A 16713-nucleotide genomic window follows, 5' to 3' on the forward strand; every position below is an offset into this window, starting at 1 on the left:
CTTTTGCCGCCGGTTGCGGAACCCTCCTAATCAAATGACGATGGAAGAGCGCATCGAGGACTTGCGCGAGCAGACCGAGCGCGCACTCCTCGGCGGCGGAGAGGCTCGCATCGAGTCCCAACACGAGAAGGGGAAGCTGACGGCTCGCGAGCGCATCGACTACTTCCTCGACGACGGCACGTTCAACGAGTTGGATCAGCTGCGCACGCACCGCTCCACGAACTTCGACATGGACGAAACGAAGCTCCCCGGCGACGGCGTCGTCACCGGCTACGGCGACGTCAACGGCCGGACGACGTTCGTGTTCGCCCACGACTTCACCGTCTTCGGGGGGAGCCTCGGTGAGGTGTTCGCGGAGAAAGTGACGAAAGTGATGGATCGCGCGATGGAGGTCGGCGCGCCCGTCGTGGGGCTCAACGACTCGGCGGGCGCACGCATCCAGGAGGGCGTCGACGCGCTGGGCGGGTTCGCGGAGATCTTCACCCGCAACGAGAAGGCCAGCGGCGTCGTCCCCCAGATCTCGGCGATCATGGGGCCGTGTGCGGGCGGTGCCGTCTACTCGCCGGCGATCACGGATTTCACCGTCATGGTGAAGGACACGAGCCACATGTTCATCACCGGGCCGGACGTCATCGAGACGGTGACCGGCGAGCAGGTCGGCTTCGAGGAGCTCGGCGGCGCGACCACCCACGCCGCCGAATCGGGGGTCGCACATTTCGCCTGCGACAGCGAGGAGGCGGCCCTGGACAACATCAAGCGCCTGCTCTCGTATCTCCCCCAGAACAACGTCGAGGACCCGCCACGGGTCGAGCCCTACGACGACCCCGAGCGCCGCGACGACGCCCTCGAAACCATCGTCCCGGACGAGCCACGGAAGCCCTACGACATGACCGACGTCGTCGACAGCGTCGTCGACGAGCAGTCGTTTTTCGAGGTGCAGGCGGACTACGCGAAGAACATCGTCGTCGGGTTCGCGCGACTCGACGGCCGGTCGGTCGGCATCGTCGCGAACCAGCCCCGCGTGAACGCCGGCACCCTCGACATCGACGCCTCCGAGAAGGGCAGCCGGTTCGTGCGGTTCTGTGACTCGTTCAACGTCCCGATCCTGACGCTCGTGGACGTGCCCGGGTTCCTGCCGGGCACCGACCAAGAGCACGGCGGCATCATCCGGCACGGCGCGAAGCTCCTGTACGCGTTCAGCGAGGCGAGCGTGCCCCTGATGACGGTCATCACGCGGAAGGCCTACGGCGGCGCCTACGACGTGATGGCGAGCAAGCACATCGGCGCGGACGTCAACTACGCGTGGCCGACCGCCGAGATCGCCGTGATGGGGCCGAAGGGCGCGGTGAACGTCCTCTACAGTGATGAACTCGAAGCGGCCGACGACACCGCGGCGCGGCGCCAAGAGCTCATCGACGAGTACCGCGAGGAGTTCGCCAACCCATACACGGCCGCCGACCGCGGCTACCTCGACGCCGTCATCGAGCCGACCGAGACCCGACCGCGGCTCATCGACGACCTCGACATGCTGGCGAGCAAGCGCGAGGAGACGCCGGACAAGAAACACGGCAACATCCCGCTGTGATGCCCGCCGAGATGGACCTGACGATCCCCGAGGACGCCAGCGAGGAGGAGGCCGCCGCCATCGCTGCGGCCGTCCAGAGCCACCTGGCCGCGATGGCGGCGGCCGCGGCAGCCGCCGACGACAACGAGGCGACGTGGCCCGGTGAGAAATGGCGGTTCGCCGGCCGCGTCGAACAACAGGGCGGGCGCTCGGTGCGCGTGCCCGACGGTGCGCCCACCGACGCGTGGAGCGCGGCGGGGCGTCGCGACCGGTTTTAGGCCGTCGCTCCGGGCGAGGCGGCGGCCCAAGCGGGTGTTCTGTGCGCGGGCTGGCGGCCGATCCAGAACCGAAGCTATGAGTAGGCCGTCTCTGAAACGAACGATCAAGAATGTTCGAGAAGGTACTCGTTGCCAACCGCGGCGAGATCGCGGTGCGTGTGATGCGGGCGTGTGACGACCTCGGGGTCGACACGGTCGCTGTGTACAGCGATGCCGACGCGCACGCCGGACACGTGCGGTACGCCGACGAGGCGTACAACGTCGGGCCGGCGCGCGCGGCGGACTCCTATCTCGACCACGACGCCATCATCGACGCGGCCACGCGGGCCGGGGCCGACGCCATCCACCCCGGCTACGGCTTCCTCGCCGAGAACGCCGAGTTCGCGGGCAAAGTCGAGGACACCGACGGCGTCACGTGGGTCGGCCCGTCCGCGGACTCGATGCGCCAGCTCGGCGAGAAGACCAGCGCCCGGAAGACGATGCGGGAGGCCGACGTGCCCATCGTCCCCGGTACCACCGACCCCGTGGAGTCCGTCGCCGACATCCACGAGTTCGGCGAGGAACACGGCTACCCCATCGCTATCAAGGCCGAGGGCGGTGGTGGCGGCCGCGGCATGAAGATCGTGCGCAGCGCCGACGAGGCCGAAGACCAACTGGAGTCGGCGGAGCGTGAGGGTGAGGCGTACTTCGACAACGCGAACGTCTATCTGGAGCGCTACTTGGAGAACCCCCGCCACATCGAGGTCCAGATCCTTGCGGACCACCACGGGAACGTCCGGCACCTCGGCGAGCGGGACTGTTCGCTGCAGCGCCGCCACCAGAAAGTCATCGAAGAAGGCCCGAGCCCCGCGCTCACGGACGAGCTTCGCGAGGAGATCGGGACGGCGGCCCGGCGTGGAGCCGACGCCGCGGGCTACTACAACGCAGGCACCTTCGAGTTCCTCGTCGAGGAAGACACCGAGCGGGAGCCCGGTGACCTCCTCGGGCCGGAGACGGAGTTCTACTTCCTCGAAGTGAACACCCGGATTCAGGTCGAGCACACCGTCACGGAGGCGCTCACGGGCGTCGACATTGTGAAGTGGCAGCTCAAGATCGCATCCGACGACGAGCTCACCTTCGAGCAGGACGACGTGGCACTGGACGGCCACGCCGTCGAGTACCGCATCAACGCGGAGAACGCGGCCGACGACTTCGCGCCCGCCACGGGCGGCGAGTTGGAGACCTACGACCCGCCGGGCGGCATCGGCGTGCGCGTCGACGACGGCCTCCGGCAGGGCGACGATCTCGTCACCGACTACGACTCGATGGTCGCGAAGCTCATCGTGCACGGCAGCGACCGCGAGGAGTGTCTGGCGCGGTCCCGGCGCGCGCTCGCCGAGTACGACATCGAGGGCATCCCGACGATCATCCCGTTCCATCGGCTGATGCTGACCGACGACGCGTTCGTCGGGGGCACGCACACGACGAAGTATCTCGACCGCGACATCGAGGAGTCGCGGATCAGTGACGCCCAGGCGGAGTGGGGGACGACGACGGCCTCCGAGAGCAGTGCCGATGAGAACGTGGTGGAGCGGGATTTCACGGTGGAAGTCAACGGCAAGCGCTTCGAGGTCAACCTGGAGGAGCGCGGCGCGGCGCAGTTCGCTGCCCCCGAAGCGGACACCGGCGGCGGCGGGCCGCCGGAGCCCGCGGGCGGAGCCGACGACGGCGAGACGGTCGTTGAGGGCGACGGCGAGACGGTCACGGCGGAGATGCAGGGGACGATCCTGGACGTGGCCGTGTCCGAGGGCGATGCGGTCGACGCAGGAGACGTGCTGGTTGTGCTGGAAGCGATGAAAATGGAGAACGACGTCGTGGCGTCCCACGGTGGCACGGTCACGCAGGTCGCCGTCAGCGAGGACGACAGCGTCGACATGGACGACGTGCTGGTGGTCATCGACTAGACGGTTCCGCGACCGGAGTCATTATGTCGCCTGGCTGTCTGCTACTCCCACACGACCCGACCGACGACACCGCCGGCTGACGCCGCGCTCCGTGGCGGCGGCAGTCGAACCGTGCGGTGTCACGTGGCCGCACCATGAACCCAGCATTCACGCCGACCACGAGCCCGACCGGGCTGCGTGTTCACGACCGGATCGAGAACGCCCAGTTCGAGCTGTACACCGAGTCCCGGGTGGCCCCAACGCCTATCGCTACCGGCTCGGGGCATGGACTGTCTCGGCAGCCGGATGCGGAGGCGTGGCACACCAGCAGTGATGCTGGGTTCGCGTTGCCCGTCGATAGCGCGGTTGCCTTCGACACGACGCGGATCACGCTGCCGGCACTGGTGGACGTGTTCGTGTGGCAGCCAGACCGGACGCTCGTCGGGAAAACCACCAACCAGGAGTCGGCGACGTATCCCGAGCAGGGAGCGTACGCCCTGGATGTCGACATCGGGTCGATGAAGCTCCAACTGGCTGTAACGGACCCCTTCGAGATCCACCGCACCGACGACTCGACGGTCATCAGCTTCGACGCCACGGCCACCGTGCGCCTGGGCGCGCGGTCGCTGCATACGGCCCCCGAGGCCACGATCACCATCACCGACGACGTGCGGGACGGCATGCGCGCGGTCTCACTGTTCGGATCCGCGCTGAAAACCACCACACCGGAGCGGTCGTTCCCGACGCTACGGGGCCATCCACCGCTCGTGGAGCGCGGTGACGCCTTCGACGCGCCCGCCACCCTCGACGCCCCGGACACCGGGATCGCCATCGAGATCCCGCTCGACTGGGGTGACCTGTACCGGGTGAGCACGCTCGCGTACTATCTCGGGGCGACGGTGCAGCCGGGCGCACAGCGCGCGCTCGTGCTCGACGGCGTCCGGTATCCGTTCCCGTCCGCCAGTGGGTTCGGCGACGCGGTGCAGACTCTGCTGGAGCACGTGTTCTTGCTGGATTGTGTCGTCCGGACGGAGGGGCTGTACTCGGTGTCGATGCACGAACGCACCGCGATCGAGCCGACCCTCGGCATCGACCTGTCGGCGGCCTACGACGCGCCGCCCGCCGAACGGCTGGCGGCATACCTGGGTGTGCCGTTCGCGGTCACCGAGCCACACGGTCCGCAGTGGCCGGTCACCGCGGACATTGCCCCGGACCCCGGACGCATCGCCGCGCTGCCGTTCGTCGTGGATGACCTCGCCAACGTCCGAGTCCACGACGCACAACCGGACACGACATCCGACGCCGGGCACGGAGCCGAGGCTGTGAGTTCGTTCCTTCGGAGCAGGTCACAGCCGGACCGCGACCAGCCACGCGTGGCGGCCGACGCGGACGATGTCGTGGTACCGCCGGATACGGAGTCCATCGAGCACGTGTGGCTCGCCGACGGGGTGCCAGTGGGTGCCAACAAGGCCACCGCTGCGGACTACCAGGCGAGTCTCGCGTGCGATGCACTCGCCAGCGATCCGATCCGGGTCGTGGTCGTCTGCAACGACCCGTCGATGGACGCCGAGGACTGCGTCAGCGCCGTCTACGGGATGCGGGATTTCTTCGAGTTCGACATCTCGGTGCGCCACGAGCTGTCCACGAGCGAGCTCGCCACGGTCTTGGAGTCGACGGTCGACTTCCTCCACTACATCGGGCACACGGACGCCACCGGCTTCCAGTGTGTGGACGGGCGACTCGACGCCCGGGACCTGGACACAACCGGCGTCCGCGCGTTCCTGCTGAACTCCTGTCAGTCGCACGCGCAGGGTCGCGCGCTGGTTGATCGCGGAAGCCAGGGCGGCATCGTCACCGTGTCGGACATCGACAACGACGCCGCCGTGCGGGTCGGGCACGCGATCGCGCGACTGCTGAACAACGGGTTCTCGCTGCTGGCAGGGCTATCAGTCGCTCGCAACGTGACGGCGTTCGGGAACCAGTACGTCACGGTCGGCGATGGGTCCGCGCAGGTGGTGCAGAGCCGGAGTGGCGTGTCGCTGCTCGCTGAGCTGGCAGCAACCGATGCCGGCTACGAGGTGTCTCTGGTCGGCTATCCGACTACGAACACGCCGCTGGGATCGCTCGTCACGCCGTACATTCCCGGGAACGACACGTCGTATCTAAACGCTGGTCACATCGGGACGTTCAACGTTGCTGCTGAAGATCTTCGCTCGTTTTTCGACCATGGGGTCTTTCCAGTTCTCTACGACGGAACACTGACATGGAGTGACAAACTGACCATCGAAGAAACCGGCTGAAGCGTCTTCTTTAGCGAGACAGCGGATTCAGTACGCTTTCTACTCAGCTATGGCCCCTGGATAATCCCGACAGGGTGCCTTGCCGCCGCCGTCCCTGTTGTCGAGAGGAACAGCAGCATCGTGAACAGCGCGCCGATCATTCGTGGGTTATCCGACAGGTACTGCGTGAACTTGGAGTCAGTCATCGACATCTGTATCAACAACCCGCTGAAAATTAAATTTATCTGAACATAACAGATATAAATAAACCGAAAAAAGGTATGAGTGAGTTATTGTGTCGGATTAGGACAGTCTCCTCCGGTGCGGTGTGGCGTTCAACCAGTCGGGTTTAACAGGACACGCCGGATACCACCGGCAATGAGCGACACCCGACGCGCCGTCCTCGACGCGTTGGCCGACGGCCCCACACCCGGGCCGGCGCTGGCCGACGAACTCGGCGTCTCCCGGGCCGCCGTCTGGAAGCACGTCGACGCACTCCGCGACGCCGGCTTCACCATCGACAGCGGCCACGACGGGTACACGCTGGCCGGAGTGCCCGACTACGGCGGGCTCGCGGTCAGCGTCGACTTGGACGCCCCGTTCACGATCGAACACCACGACAGCCTGCCCAGCACGAACGACCGCGCCCGCGAGCGTGCGGCCGACGGCGCGCGCGACACGGTCGTGCTCGCAACCCGGCAGACGAGTGGCCGCGGTCGCCGGGACCGATCCTGGGAGTCGCCCGCAGGCGGCGTCTGGGCGAGTCTCGTGCTCGGCCCGGACCTGCCGCCGGCGCGCGTGCCCCTGCTCACGTTCGCCGCCGCAGTGGCGGTCACGGACGCCGCCCGGGAAGCCGGCGTTGACGCCGCGATCAAGTGGCCCAACGACGTGGTCGTGCCCGGCGAACCCGCCGCGCGCGGCAACCGAAAGCTCGCGGGCATCCTCACCGAGATGGAGGGCGAAGCCAGCCGCGTGTCCTGGGTGGTCGTGGGCTTGGGCGTGAACGTCAACGTCGACCCGGCGGCGCTCGCGCCCGGCGCGACGAGCGTGCGCGCGCTGGCCGGCGAGACGGACCGACGGGTGTTCGTGCAGCGCGTCCTCGAACGGTTCGACGCCCTGCGTGGCCGCCCGGAGGCGGCGCTGGCGGCGTGGCGCGAGCGCGCAGCAACGCTCGGCGAGCACGTGCGCATCACCCAGGATGACGACAACACGATCACCGGTCGCGCCGTCGATGTCACGGCTCACGGCGCGCTCGTGGTTGCCACTGGTGGCGAGTCGACAACCGTCGTGCATGCCGGCGACTGCCAGCACGTGCGGCCCGCCTGACGGGCGTTACTCGTCCCCGCCGCTGACGGTGAGCACCGGCACCGACGACGATCGCACCACCTTCTCGGTGACGCTGCCCAGCAACAGCCGGTCGATCCCACCGCGGCCATGGGTCCCCATCACGATCAGGTCACAGCCGGCGTTGTCGGCGTAGGTCACGATCTCCATGGCGGGGTTGCCGTCCCGGAGTTCGCGCTCGGTGGCGACACCACGGTCGTTTGCGGCCGCGGTCACGGTATCGAGCGCGCTCGTTCCCTCACTGCTCAGCATCGCGGACACGCTCTCCCAGGAGGAGTCCATGGGCAGCCCCGCGTAGCTCGCAGTGTCCACGACGTACAACGCGTGAACCGTCGCGTCGTGCTCGACGGCGAGATCGACGGCGTGCGCGACGGCGTCCTGTGACGCGTTCGACCCGTCCGTCGGTACGAGGATGCGCTCGTAGCGTCCCATCGTGTCGTGCTTCTCACGGTGCTGTGTTAAGTGTACAGGGCGGTCGGGTGGTCACTCCGAGAACCCCGGCGGTGAGTCGTCGGGCGCGTTCACCTCGGTGACGAGCCCGTCGTCGGGGTCCAGCCCGAGCACGCGCTCCGTGGCCCGCCCGACCGCGTCGGTGTGCGCTCGCGGCGTGTAGACGCCGAGTCGCCACTGCTCGCGCTGGGCGGTCTGAAGCGCGGTCACGAGCGTTGATTGCTCGTGGAGCCGCCGCACCTCGCCGTTGACCAGCACACCCGTCGAGGACTCCGGCATCGAGGGCTCGCTGGGCGCATCAACGATGACATCGCGCTCGGGGACGCCGGCGTCGGCGGCGATGGCGCGCTCGAACTCCCGCACGGTGTCGTGGTCCGCGCCGACGAGGTCGTCGTCGACGTCCCCGAGTTCCGCCCACACCGCGCGCTTGTAGAGGTCGCGCTCGAACAGCCGGGCGGCGACCCGGCTGGTGGCGTCGTGGGCGCGGAGCGCGGCCACGAGGTCGTGGTCGTCCATGCGGCGCAGCGCCGGCGCGGTCACGTCCGTGGTGGCGAGCAGCGTTTCGGCCGCGCGCCGCAGCATCGACTTCGAAATGCGGGCGACGTGGTGGCTGTACACGGTCGGGTTCATGAGCGCGCGCGCCAACAGCAGGCTTTCGGCGGATTGCACGTTGCCCGCGCCGAGCACGAGGTCGCCGTCGATGAACGTCAGCCCACGGATGAGTCGTCCGTGGTCGATGGTGCCGTAGGGGACGCCGGTGTGGTGGGCGTCCCGCACCAGGTAGTCCATGCGGTCGACGTCGAGCTCGCCGGCGACCAGTTGGGCCAGTGGCTCGCCGTCGCCGGCCACGAGGGCGGCGATCTCCGCGGGCTGGATGTCGTGGTCGGCCAGCACCGACGCCACCTGGCCGGACGCCACGAGGTCGTGGACGTCGTCGTGGCGGTTGCCGGTGTGGCGCTCGATCACGTCCTCGACGTTGTGGCTGAACGGTCCGTGGCCGATGTCGTGGAGGATGGCGGCGGCGCGAACGCGGGTGGCGCGCTGGCCCGTGATCCCGAGGTGGTCGAGCGCGCGGTCGGCGAGGTGGTAGACGCCCAGGGAGTGCTCGAAGCGGGTGTGGTTGGCTGACGGGTAGACGAGGCTGACGGTGCCCAGCTGTGCGACGTTGCGCAGGCGCTGGAGCGGGGGCGTGTCGAGCAGCGCAGCGACCACGCCGGTGACTTCGATGTGGTCGTGGACGCTGTCCTTGATCGTGGTGGTCATTGGAGGCTGTTGGCGGGGTTTTCGTATAACTCGTGTGACCGAGCGCGCGCCGGACGCGGTGTCGTCCACAGGGGTTTTCACCGTGACACGCGAACCACCGGTATGCGACGGCAACTTGCTGCCCTGTTGGTTGTGGCGCTTGTCGCGGTCGCCGGATGCGCCGGCGGCTCCGCCCCTGCGACAGACGACGGCGCATCGAGCGGCGACCAGATCTATCAGACGCCCCTTGACACGGGGACCGTCGTGGACGCCCACGCCAGCGCGCTCACTGACGCGGGCTCGTACACGATGGAGTCGACGGTCGCACAGTCGCTGGCAAACAGCACGCAGCGCGCCGAGACCACCGGCGTGGTCCGTGGGAACGCCGCCTCGGGTGCGCTGTTCCTGCGGACGCAGTCGCCGCGGGGCCAGACGGTCGCCGTGTACACCGACGGCAACGGCACCGCCTACGAGCGGCGCGCCGCCGGCAACCGGTCACAGGTCCGGGACGCGTCCGGGAGAGCGCCGACCGCCGATCAGTACGCTAGCAGCATCGTGCGGCCGTTCATCGACCTGTTCAACTTCACGTACACGGGCACCACCACTGAGAACGGCGACACGGTCGCGGTCTACGAGGCCGACGGCGTGGCGGACCTGAATACGTCCTCACAGGCGTTCGCGAACCGCGACCCCGAGTCGGTCGAGGCGGCGGCTGCGACGCTGCACATCCGTGACGACGGCGTGGTGACCTCGCTGCAGTCGAACACCACGTTCGCACAGCAGAACCGCTCGCAGACGACGGCTGTCAACTACACCTTCAGCGACATCGGGTCGACGGAAGTCACCCAGCCCGACTGGGCCAGTGACGCCGCCACGACCGCGACCAGCCAGCCGTCGACGACGACACCCACGACCGCGAACGCGACCACCACCGCGAACGCGTCGGCGTAACGCGCGGTCGAACTCCGTTCGTTCTGCTGTCCGGTTAGGCGTCGCCGTAGACTGGGACCGCAGCCCCGTTCGTGGGCGGCGTCGCGTCCGAACACAGCGAGAGCACGACGCGAGCGATGGCATCGGGGTCGACCCAGGAGTCGTGGTCGGCGTCGGGCAGCATCTCGCGGTTCGCGGGCGTGTCGATGACCGACGGCATGACGGCGTTGGCGCGCACCGCGCCGTGGTTCTCGGCGGCGATGGTTTCGGTGAGCAGGCGGACGCCGGCCTTCGCAGCCCGGTAGGGACCGTCGCCCCGGCCGCCCTCTAGGGAGGCCCGCGCGGAGACGGAGACGATGGTGCCATCGCTGTCCTGGAGGTGTGGGATCGCGTGCGCGCTCGCGAGGAACATCGTTTTCAGGTTCACGTCCAGGACCGTCTCGAACGCCGACACCGGCGTTTCGTGGATCTGGTCGCCGCCCTGCCACATCCCGGCGACGTTGCAGAGCGCGTCGAGGCCGCCGTGGTCGGCGACCGTGCTTGAGACGACGTGGGCGGCCTGCGTGTCCTCCGTGAGATCGCCCTGGTAGAACGACGCGAACGTGGGGGTCGGCACGGCGTCGTCGCTCTCCGCGGGGGCCACCACGTCGGTGCCACAGACGGTTGCGCCGGCGTCGGCGAACGCCCGGCAGACGGCGCTCCCGAGCGCGCCGACCGCGCCGGTCACGAGCACAACGTCGCCATCGCACTCGAAGTTGGCATGCATACCCACCACATGGATGGCGCGCGTTGTAAACGTATGCACCCCGTGTCGAAGCGGCAGCACGCGCCGGATTCGGAGACCGATGGGGTTTATGCTGAGCGAGGTTCGCGTTCAGACTGCATGAAGCTTCACGAGTACCAGGCGAAGGAGGTCTTCGCCGATGCGGGCATTCCGACCCCGGAGTCGGCGCTCGCAACGTCCGTCGACGAGGCCGTCGAGGTCGCAGACGCCCTCGACTACCCCGTCGCGGTGAAGGCCCAGGTACACGTCGGTGGCCGCGGAAAGGCCGGCGGCATCAAACTCGCGGAGAACACGGCCGAGGCTCGCGAGGCCGCCGAGTCGATTCTCGGCATGGACCTCAAAGGCTACACGGTTGATCGCGTTCTCGTCGAGGAGGCCGTCGACTTCACCAACGAGTTGTACGTCGGCGTGACCATGGACCGCAGCGAGGGCGCGCCGGTCGTGATGGTCTCCGAGCGCGGCGGCGTCGACATCGAATCCGTCGCCGAGGAGGCCCCCGAGGACATCGTGCGCGAGCACGTCGATCCCTCGTTCGGCCTGCAGGCCTATCAGGCCCGCAACGCCGTCTACGACGCGGGCATCGAGCAGGACGTCGCCGGGGACGTCGCGAAGATCGTGCAGGGCGTCTACGATCTGTGGGCGGACAGCGACGCCACGGAGGTCGAGATCAATCCCGTGATGGTGACCAGCGAGCGCGACGTTGTCGCCGCCGACGCCGTGATGAAACTCGACGAGGACGCGTTGTTCCGCCAGCCGGCGTTCGCCGACATGGAAGAGGACGCCGCCGAGGACGACCTCGAAGCCAAGGCCAACGAGTACGGCTTCGACTACGTCCGCTTGGACGGCAACACGGGCATCATCGGCAACGGGGCCGGGCTCGTGATGACGACGCTTGACCTCGTGGACTACTACGGCGGGCAGCCCGCGAACTTCCTGGACATCGGCGGCGGCGCGAAAGCCGACCGCGTCGCCAACGCCCTGGACATGGTGTTCAGCGACGAGAACGTCGACAGCGTCGTGTTCAACATTTTCGGCGGCATCACTCGCGGCGACGAGGTCGCGAGGGGCATCAACAGCGCGCTCGAACAGTTCGACGAGATCCCGACGCCGGTCGTCGTCCGGCTCGCGGGCACGAACGCCGCTGAAGGCCGCGAGATCCTCAACGACGACCTCGTGACCGTCGAAGAAACGCTCGAGGGCGCTGTCCAGCGCGCCGTCGAGTACGCCGACGAGGAGGACATCCAATGAGCATTCTAGTCGATGACGACACCCGCGTCGTGGTGCAGGGCATCACGGGTGGGGAGGGGAAGTTCCACGCCGAACAGATGATCGAGTACGGCACCAACGTCGTCGCGGGCGCGGTGCCCGGGAAGGGCGGCCAGGAGGTCGCCGGCGTTCCCGTCTACGACACCGTCAATCAGGCCGTCGTGGCCGAGAACGCGGACGCCTCCGTGGTCCTCGTGCCGCCGGCGTTCGCTGCGGACGCGGTCTTCGAGGCGCTCGATACGCCCCTCGATCTCGTGGTCGCGATCACCGAGGGCATTCCGAGCCAGGACATGGCGAAAGTGTACAAGCGCCTCTCGGAAGTCGACACCCGCCTGCTCGGGCCGAACTGTCCGGGCATCATCACGCCGGGCGAGGCGAAACTCGGCATCCTGCCGGGCAACATCTTCGAGGCGGGCAACGTCGGCCTCGTCTCCCGGTCGGGCACGCTCACCTACCAGGTCGTGGATTCGCTGACCGCGCGCGGCGTCGGGCAGACGACCGCCATCGGCATCGGCGGCGACCCGATCATCGGGACGGACTTCATCGACGCCCTCGAACTGTTCGAGGCCGATCCCGACACCGAGGCCGTCGTGATGTGCGGCGAGATCGGCGGCGAGGACGAGGAGGCAGCGGCCGCGTACATCGACGAGCACATGGACACGCCGGTCGCCGGGTTCATCGCCGGCCGCACCGCACCGCCGGGCAAGCGCATGGGCCACGCCGGCGCGATCGTCTCCGGCAGCGGCACCGGCACCGCGGACTCCAAGATCAGCGCGCTCAACGACGCGGGCGTTCCCGTCGGCGACACCCCCGAGGAGGTCGCCGACGATATCGAGGAGCTGCTGTAGCGTCCGCGCGCCCCGTCGAAACTGGTTTGTAGCCGGGTCTAGTCGCGTGACGTGATGGATGAGACCACGCACCGTGTCGCGGTCGGGGATGCGCGCGACCTGCCACTGGCCGCCGACGCCGTGGACCTCGTCGTGACGTCGCCGCCGTACCCGATGATCGAGATGTGGGACACCGTGTTCACCGATCTCGACCCCGAAATCGGCGCGGCCCTGGACGCCGGTGCGGGCGAGCGCGCCCACGACCGCATGCACGCGGTGCTGGCCGACGCGTGGCGGGAAGTCAAGCGCGTGCTTCGCCCCGGTGGGATCGCCGTGGTGAACGTCGGGGACGCCACGCGGTCGGTCGACCGGTTCCGCGTCTACGACAACCACGCCCGCGTCACGAACGCGTTCGCGGATCTGGGGTTCGACCCGCTGCCGGGCGTGCTGTGGCGCAAGCCCACGAACTCCGCGGCGAAGTTCATGGGGTCGGGAATGGTGCCGCCAAACGCCTACGTGACCCTGGAACACGAGCACCTGCTGGTGTTCCGGAACGGCGAGCGCCGCGGGTTCGAGCCGGGCGCGGACCGCCGCTACGAGGCGGCGTACTTCTGGGAGGAGCGCAACGACTGGTTTTCCGACGTGTGGACCGACCTCAACGGGGCCCGCCAAGACCTCGCCGAGCCGGGGCTGCGGGAGCGCTCGGCGGCGTTCCCGTTCGCGTTGCCGTACCGCCTCATCAACATGTACTCGGTGTACGGCGACACCGTCCTGGATCCGTTCTGGGGGACGGGCACGACCAGCGTCGCGGCCGCCGTGGCCGGGCGCAACTCCGTGGGCGTCGACGCCGACCCGGAGGTGGTGGCTGCGTTCGCCGACCGCATCACCGCCACCCCCGAGCTGTCGCGTGCGGTCGCTGCCGACCGCCTGGCTGCCCACCGGGCGTTCGTCGCCGAGACGGACGACGACGCGCTGGGGTACGACGCCGTGAACTACGATGTCCCCGTGCGAACGAACCAGGAGCGGGACCTCCAGTTGTATACGGTTGCGGACGTCGAGGCGACCACGGCCGGCTGGCGGGCAACCCACGAGCCGTTCGTGCCCACCGACGACGAAGCGTAGGCGGTGGCGTCAAGCCCCCGCGTCCGGCAGCGCCCACTGTCGGTCGCCGACGTCGTCGATGGGGATGCGGTCGTAGGCCGCGAGCACGTCGGTTCGGGTGACGATCCCGACCAGCGAGCCGTCGGTGTCGACAATGGGGATGCGGCCGATGTCGACGCGCGCCATGCGGTCGACGAGCGTGAGGAGGTTGGTGTCCGGGGTGGCAGTAACGACGTTCGTGGTGCCGAGTTCCTCGACCGCCGTCGATGGGGATTGCCCGCCGTCGCGTGCACAGACCGCCACCGTCTCGGCGGTGTCTCCGGCGACAGTCACCAGCGGCTCCACGTCGGACCGCACGAGCATGCCCGCGACGGTGTCGTCGGCGTCGACGATGGGGAGGCCGCGGTGGGAGCGCTGCTGGAAGACCCGCAGCGCGTCCATGGCGGAGGTCCCCACGGTGACCGTGTCGACGTCCGTGGACATCACGTCCTTGGCGGCGAGGTCTTCGAGGCTGCCGATGCGGCGCTCCTGGACGGTGATGCCCTTGTCGCGCAGCGCCTCGGTGTAGATGGTGCCGTTGTCAAGCAGTCCTTGTGCGACCTCGCTGCCGATGACGGTCACCGCCAGCAGCGGCAGGATGATCGTGTACTGGCCGGTGAGTTCGAAGATGATGAGCGTCGCGGTGAGCGGCGCGCTGGCCGTGGCGGCGAACACGCCGGCGGTGCCGACGAGCGCGTACGCGCCGGCGCTGGCTGTGCCGGCGAACGCGGCGTTGACGAGCACGCCGAACGCGCCGCCGGCCATCGCGCCGACGTAGAGGGTCGGCGAGAACACGCCCCCGGAGTTCCCGCTGCCGATGGACAGCGAGAACCCCACGACTTTCAGCACCGCCAGCGCCACCAGCACCAGCAGCGTGAGGTCGCCGGCGATGCTGGAATGGATGGTGCCGTATCCGACCCCGAACAGCCAGGTCGCGCTCTGCAGCGGCGAGGCGTCGAGCAGCACAGCCGTGAGCAGGACCGACACCCCGAGAAGGGCACCGCCGATGGCCGGCGTGAGGTAGCCGGGCAGGTCCCAGCGGTCCTGAAAGAGGTGTTCGGAGGCGTACAGCAGCCGCACGACGGCAGCGCCGATGCCGGCGGCGACCACGCCGAGGCCGGCGTAGAGGGGGAACTCCAGGGAGGGCGTGACGATGTGGTAGGTGATCGGCACGAGGAACTCGCGGACGCCGGGCACGGCAGTGAACGCCAGCACCGACCGCGCGACGGCGGTCGCCGTGACCGCGCTCAGCACGACGGTGACGACGTTGGTGAGCGCGTACTCCGAGAGCAGGATTTCGAGCGCGAACATCACACCCGCGAGTGGGGTGTTGAACGTGGCCGCGATGCCGCTGCCCGCGCCGGCGGCGACCAGCGTGCGCGTGTACCGGGAGTGGACGAACGCCCCGAAGTACGATCCCGCGGCGCTCCCGATCTGCACGATCGGGCCTTCCCGGCCGAGGGACGCCCCGCTGGCGATCGCGATGCTCGACGAGACGGTCTTGTACACGGCGATCTTGGGGTCGATCTGGCCGTTGTGGACCATCAGCGATTCGAGCACTTCGGGGACGCCGTGGCCGCGAATCGCGGTGGTGGTGCGGCGGATCACCAGGCCAACGATCAGCCCGCCGACCGCCGGCACGAGCGCGTACCGGAGCGGGCCAAGGGGGGCCAGCGCGCCGAACAGGTTCGGCACGTGGATCGGGGCGAAGCTGACCGCGCCCGGGTTCAGCGTCGCGCCGAAGAACACCGCCTGGGCGGCGAAGATGGTGATGCGGAAGACAACCGCGCCGAGGCCGGCGACGATGCCGACGAGGATCGCGGCGGTGTTGAGCCGGACGCCGTCCCGCGAGAGGAAAAACCGGATGCTGCTGGTGGCCGACCGGTGCCACCGCCGGAGCGTGTCACCGGCGGCGACGGCGGCGGCCGACACGCGTGGTCCGTGCGTGCGCGCCCACCGGCATTTCCCGGGGCGGCCTCGGAACTGCGCGACGAAGTCCAGGGCGCTCACCGCGAACACCAGCACGCCGATGCACAGCGCCGCGTCGGTGAGCACGCCGGGCGTCGCGGCGTCGATGCGCACCGCGGACACGACCAGCCAGAGGCTGAGGATCCCGGCGGCGCGAACGAAATCCGGGTGTTCGAGGGTGTGGTGGGCGATCCGATGGAGGTTGTACGCACTGACGACCGCGAGTCCGCCGCCGACGAGGATCGTGTCAAGTCGTTCGAGTGGTGGGCCGCCGAGCACCACGCCAACGATCGCCACTGCGAGGCCGAGCGCTGCGTTCACACTGTTCGTCCAGGCCCCGAGGCGGTCGATATCATCCGGAACCCAACTCTCCAACGACCGCAGCCGGCGGTGGCTCGTCATCCGACACTCACCATACCAGCTGGTTGTCACGTGACGCGTCTAAACCTGTCCGTTCGACCACGAACCATCGAAAAAGTGACGTTTTGCGCGGTGGCGGCGAACGCGTGGCTCAGCGTCGAGTGTCGCAGCGAAGTAATGGGTCGGGGCGGAGTTGAACCGCCGACCTGCTCCGTGTGAAGGAGCCGTCATAACCGGACTAGACCACCGACCCGGACAGTAGTTCGTACCCGGAGGGCAGCATTAAGGCTTGCGTTCCCCGAGTGGTGGTGGCGGTGACCACCACAGGACTTTAGTATCTTTAGGTATACCTAAAACCT

The 16713-nt window shown here is 68.5% G+C and carries 14 protein-coding genes and 1 tRNA gene; 9 read left to right on the forward strand and 6 right to left on the reverse strand.

The features are described 5' to 3' along the window. The first annotated feature begins 40 nt into the window (after positions 1 to 40). From APQ99_RS00240 to APQ99_RS00255, 4 genes are all read left to right on the forward strand, one after another. The gene (locus APQ99_RS00240; RefSeq protein WP_173362413.1) at positions 41 to 1585 is read left to right on the forward strand and encodes a carboxyl transferase domain-containing protein; all 1545 of its coding nucleotides are present in this window, start codon (positions 41 to 43) and stop codon (positions 1583 to 1585) included. Next, positions 1585 to 1842, forward strand: a complete 258-nt coding sequence (locus APQ99_RS00245; protein WP_010903115.1) for a hypothetical protein — start codon at positions 1585 to 1587, stop codon at positions 1840 to 1842. Before APQ99_RS00240 ends, APQ99_RS00245 begins: the two co-directional genes overlap by 1 nt. 110 nt (positions 1843 to 1952) lie before the next feature. Continuing rightward, positions 1953 to 3785, forward strand: a complete 1833-nt coding sequence (locus APQ99_RS00250) for an acetyl-CoA carboxylase biotin carboxylase subunit (protein WP_010903116.1) — start codon at positions 1953 to 1955, stop codon at positions 3783 to 3785. A 134-nt stretch (positions 3786 to 3919) separates the two neighbouring features. Then, entirely contained in the window at positions 3920 to 6064 is a 2145-nt protein-coding gene (locus tag APQ99_RS00255; protein ID WP_136361480.1) for a hypothetical protein, read from the forward strand. A 47-nt stretch (positions 6065 to 6111) separates the two neighbouring features. Here APQ99_RS00255 and APQ99_RS12465 read toward each other — a convergent pair whose 3' ends face one another. Beyond that, positions 6112 to 6255 carry a DUF7503 family protein gene (locus APQ99_RS12465; protein ID WP_422388160.1) on the reverse strand — a complete coding sequence of 48 codons (144 nt, stop codon included), beginning with the start codon at positions 6253 to 6255 and terminating at the stop codon, positions 6112 to 6114. A gap of 166 nt (positions 6256 to 6421) precedes the next feature. Here APQ99_RS12465 and APQ99_RS00260 point away from each other — a divergent pair, with 166 nt between their 5' ends. Then, the gene (locus tag APQ99_RS00260) at positions 6422 to 7369 is read left to right on the forward strand and encodes a biotin--[acetyl-CoA-carboxylase] ligase (RefSeq protein ID WP_136361481.1); all 948 of its coding nucleotides are present in this window, start codon (positions 6422 to 6424) and stop codon (positions 7367 to 7369) included. 6 nt (positions 7370 to 7375) lie between these two features. On the opposite strand, the gene APQ99_RS00265 is transcribed toward APQ99_RS00260, so the two are convergent. Together APQ99_RS00265 and APQ99_RS00270 are read right to left on the reverse strand one after the other, a co-directional pair. Continuing rightward, entirely contained in the window at positions 7376 to 7819 is a 444-nt protein-coding gene (locus tag APQ99_RS00265) for a universal stress protein (protein ID WP_010903120.1), read from the reverse strand. A gap of 51 nt (positions 7820 to 7870) precedes the next feature. Next, positions 7871 to 9100, reverse strand: coding sequence for an HD domain-containing protein (locus APQ99_RS00270; RefSeq protein WP_136361482.1), 1230 nt, complete (start codon positions 9098 to 9100; stop codon positions 7871 to 7873). 102 nt (positions 9101 to 9202) lie between these two features. Here APQ99_RS00270 and APQ99_RS00275 point away from each other — a divergent pair, with 102 nt between their 5' ends. Then, entirely contained in the window at positions 9203 to 10030 is an 828-nt protein-coding gene (locus APQ99_RS00275) for a DUF7537 family lipoprotein (RefSeq protein ID WP_136361483.1), read from the forward strand. Positions 10031 to 10064: 34 nt separating this feature from the next. On the opposite strand, the gene APQ99_RS00280 is transcribed toward APQ99_RS00275, so the two are convergent. Next, the gene (locus APQ99_RS00280; RefSeq protein WP_136361484.1) at positions 10065 to 10775 is read right to left on the reverse strand and encodes an SDR family oxidoreductase; all 711 of its coding nucleotides are present in this window, start codon (positions 10773 to 10775) and stop codon (positions 10065 to 10067) included. A 117-nt stretch (positions 10776 to 10892) separates the two neighbouring features. Here APQ99_RS00280 and sucC point away from each other — a divergent pair, with 117 nt between their 5' ends. From sucC to APQ99_RS00295, 3 genes are read left to right on the forward strand one after another with little or no spacing between them, the layout of a single operon-like run. Continuing rightward, positions 10893 to 12041 carry an ADP-forming succinate--CoA ligase subunit beta gene (gene sucC, locus APQ99_RS00285; protein ID WP_136361485.1) on the forward strand — a complete coding sequence of 383 codons (1149 nt, stop codon included), beginning with the start codon at positions 10893 to 10895 and terminating at the stop codon, positions 12039 to 12041. Continuing rightward, on the forward strand, positions 12038 to 12907 hold the full coding sequence (gene sucD / locus APQ99_RS00290) for a succinate--CoA ligase subunit alpha (protein WP_136361486.1): 870 nt from the start codon (positions 12038 to 12040) through the stop codon (positions 12905 to 12907). Before sucC ends, sucD begins: the two co-directional genes overlap by 4 nt. A 54-nt stretch (positions 12908 to 12961) precedes the next feature. Next, positions 12962 to 14008, forward strand: a complete 1047-nt coding sequence (locus APQ99_RS00295) for a DNA-methyltransferase (RefSeq protein ID WP_136361487.1) — start codon at positions 12962 to 12964, stop codon at positions 14006 to 14008. A gap of 9 nt (positions 14009 to 14017) precedes the next feature. Here APQ99_RS00295 and APQ99_RS00300 read toward each other — a convergent pair whose 3' ends face one another. Both APQ99_RS00300 and APQ99_RS00305 read right to left on the reverse strand, forming a co-directional pair. Continuing rightward, a complete protein-coding gene (locus tag APQ99_RS00300; protein WP_136361488.1) occupies positions 14018 to 16396 on the reverse strand; it encodes a chloride channel protein in 2379 nt (792 codons plus the stop codon). Between the two features lie 136 nt (positions 16397 to 16532). Next, a tRNA-Val gene (locus tag APQ99_RS00305) sits at positions 16533 to 16607 on the reverse strand. Positions 16608 to 16713: the final 106 nt, after the last annotated feature.

Origin of the sequence: Halobacterium salinarum DSM 3754, from assembly GCF_008124605.1 — an archaeon.
Taxonomy (GTDB): Archaea; Halobacteriota; Halobacteria; order Halobacteriales; family Halobacteriaceae; genus Halobacterium; species Halobacterium salinarum.

What these genes read in the sequence shown, in the direction of transcription:
- APQ99_RS00240 (WP_173362413.1), top strand. Translation starts at nt 41, where the DNA reads ATGGAAGAGCGCATCGAGGACTTGCGCGAGCAGACCGAGCGCGCACTC.
- APQ99_RS00245 (WP_010903115.1), top strand. Translation starts at nt 1,585, where the DNA reads ATGCCCGCCGAGATGGACCTGACGATCCCCGAGGACGCCAGCGAGGAG.
- APQ99_RS00250 (WP_010903116.1), top strand. Translation starts at nt 1,953, where the DNA reads ATGTTCGAGAAGGTACTCGTTGCCAACCGCGGCGAGATCGCGGTGCGT.
- APQ99_RS00255 (WP_136361480.1), top strand. Translation starts at nt 3,920, where the DNA reads ATGAACCCAGCATTCACGCCGACCACGAGCCCGACCGGGCTGCGTGTT.
- APQ99_RS12465 (WP_422388160.1), bottom strand. Translation starts at nt 6,255, where the DNA reads ATGTCGATGACTGACTCCAAGTTCACGCAGTACCTGTCGGATAACCCA.
- APQ99_RS00260 (WP_136361481.1), top strand. Translation starts at nt 6,422, where the DNA reads ATGAGCGACACCCGACGCGCCGTCCTCGACGCGTTGGCCGACGGCCCC.
- APQ99_RS00265 (WP_010903120.1), bottom strand. Translation starts at nt 7,819, where the DNA reads ATGGGACGCTACGAGCGCATCCTCGTACCGACGGACGGGTCGAACGCG.
- APQ99_RS00270 (WP_136361482.1), bottom strand. Translation starts at nt 9,100, where the DNA reads ATGACCACCACGATCAAGGACAGCGTCCACGACCACATCGAAGTCACC.
- APQ99_RS00275 (WP_136361483.1), top strand. Translation starts at nt 9,203, where the DNA reads ATGCGACGGCAACTTGCTGCCCTGTTGGTTGTGGCGCTTGTCGCGGTC.
- APQ99_RS00280 (WP_136361484.1), bottom strand. Translation starts at nt 10,775, where the DNA reads ATGCATGCCAACTTCGAGTGCGATGGCGACGTTGTGCTCGTGACCGGC.
- sucC (WP_136361485.1), top strand. Translation starts at nt 10,893, where the DNA reads ATGAAGCTTCACGAGTACCAGGCGAAGGAGGTCTTCGCCGATGCGGGC.
- sucD (WP_136361486.1), top strand. Translation starts at nt 12,038, where the DNA reads ATGAGCATTCTAGTCGATGACGACACCCGCGTCGTGGTGCAGGGCATC.
- APQ99_RS00295 (WP_136361487.1), top strand. Translation starts at nt 12,962, where the DNA reads ATGGATGAGACCACGCACCGTGTCGCGGTCGGGGATGCGCGCGACCTG.
- APQ99_RS00300 (WP_136361488.1), bottom strand. Translation starts at nt 16,396, where the DNA reads ATGACGAGCCACCGCCGGCTGCGGTCGTTGGAGAGTTGGGTTCCGGAT.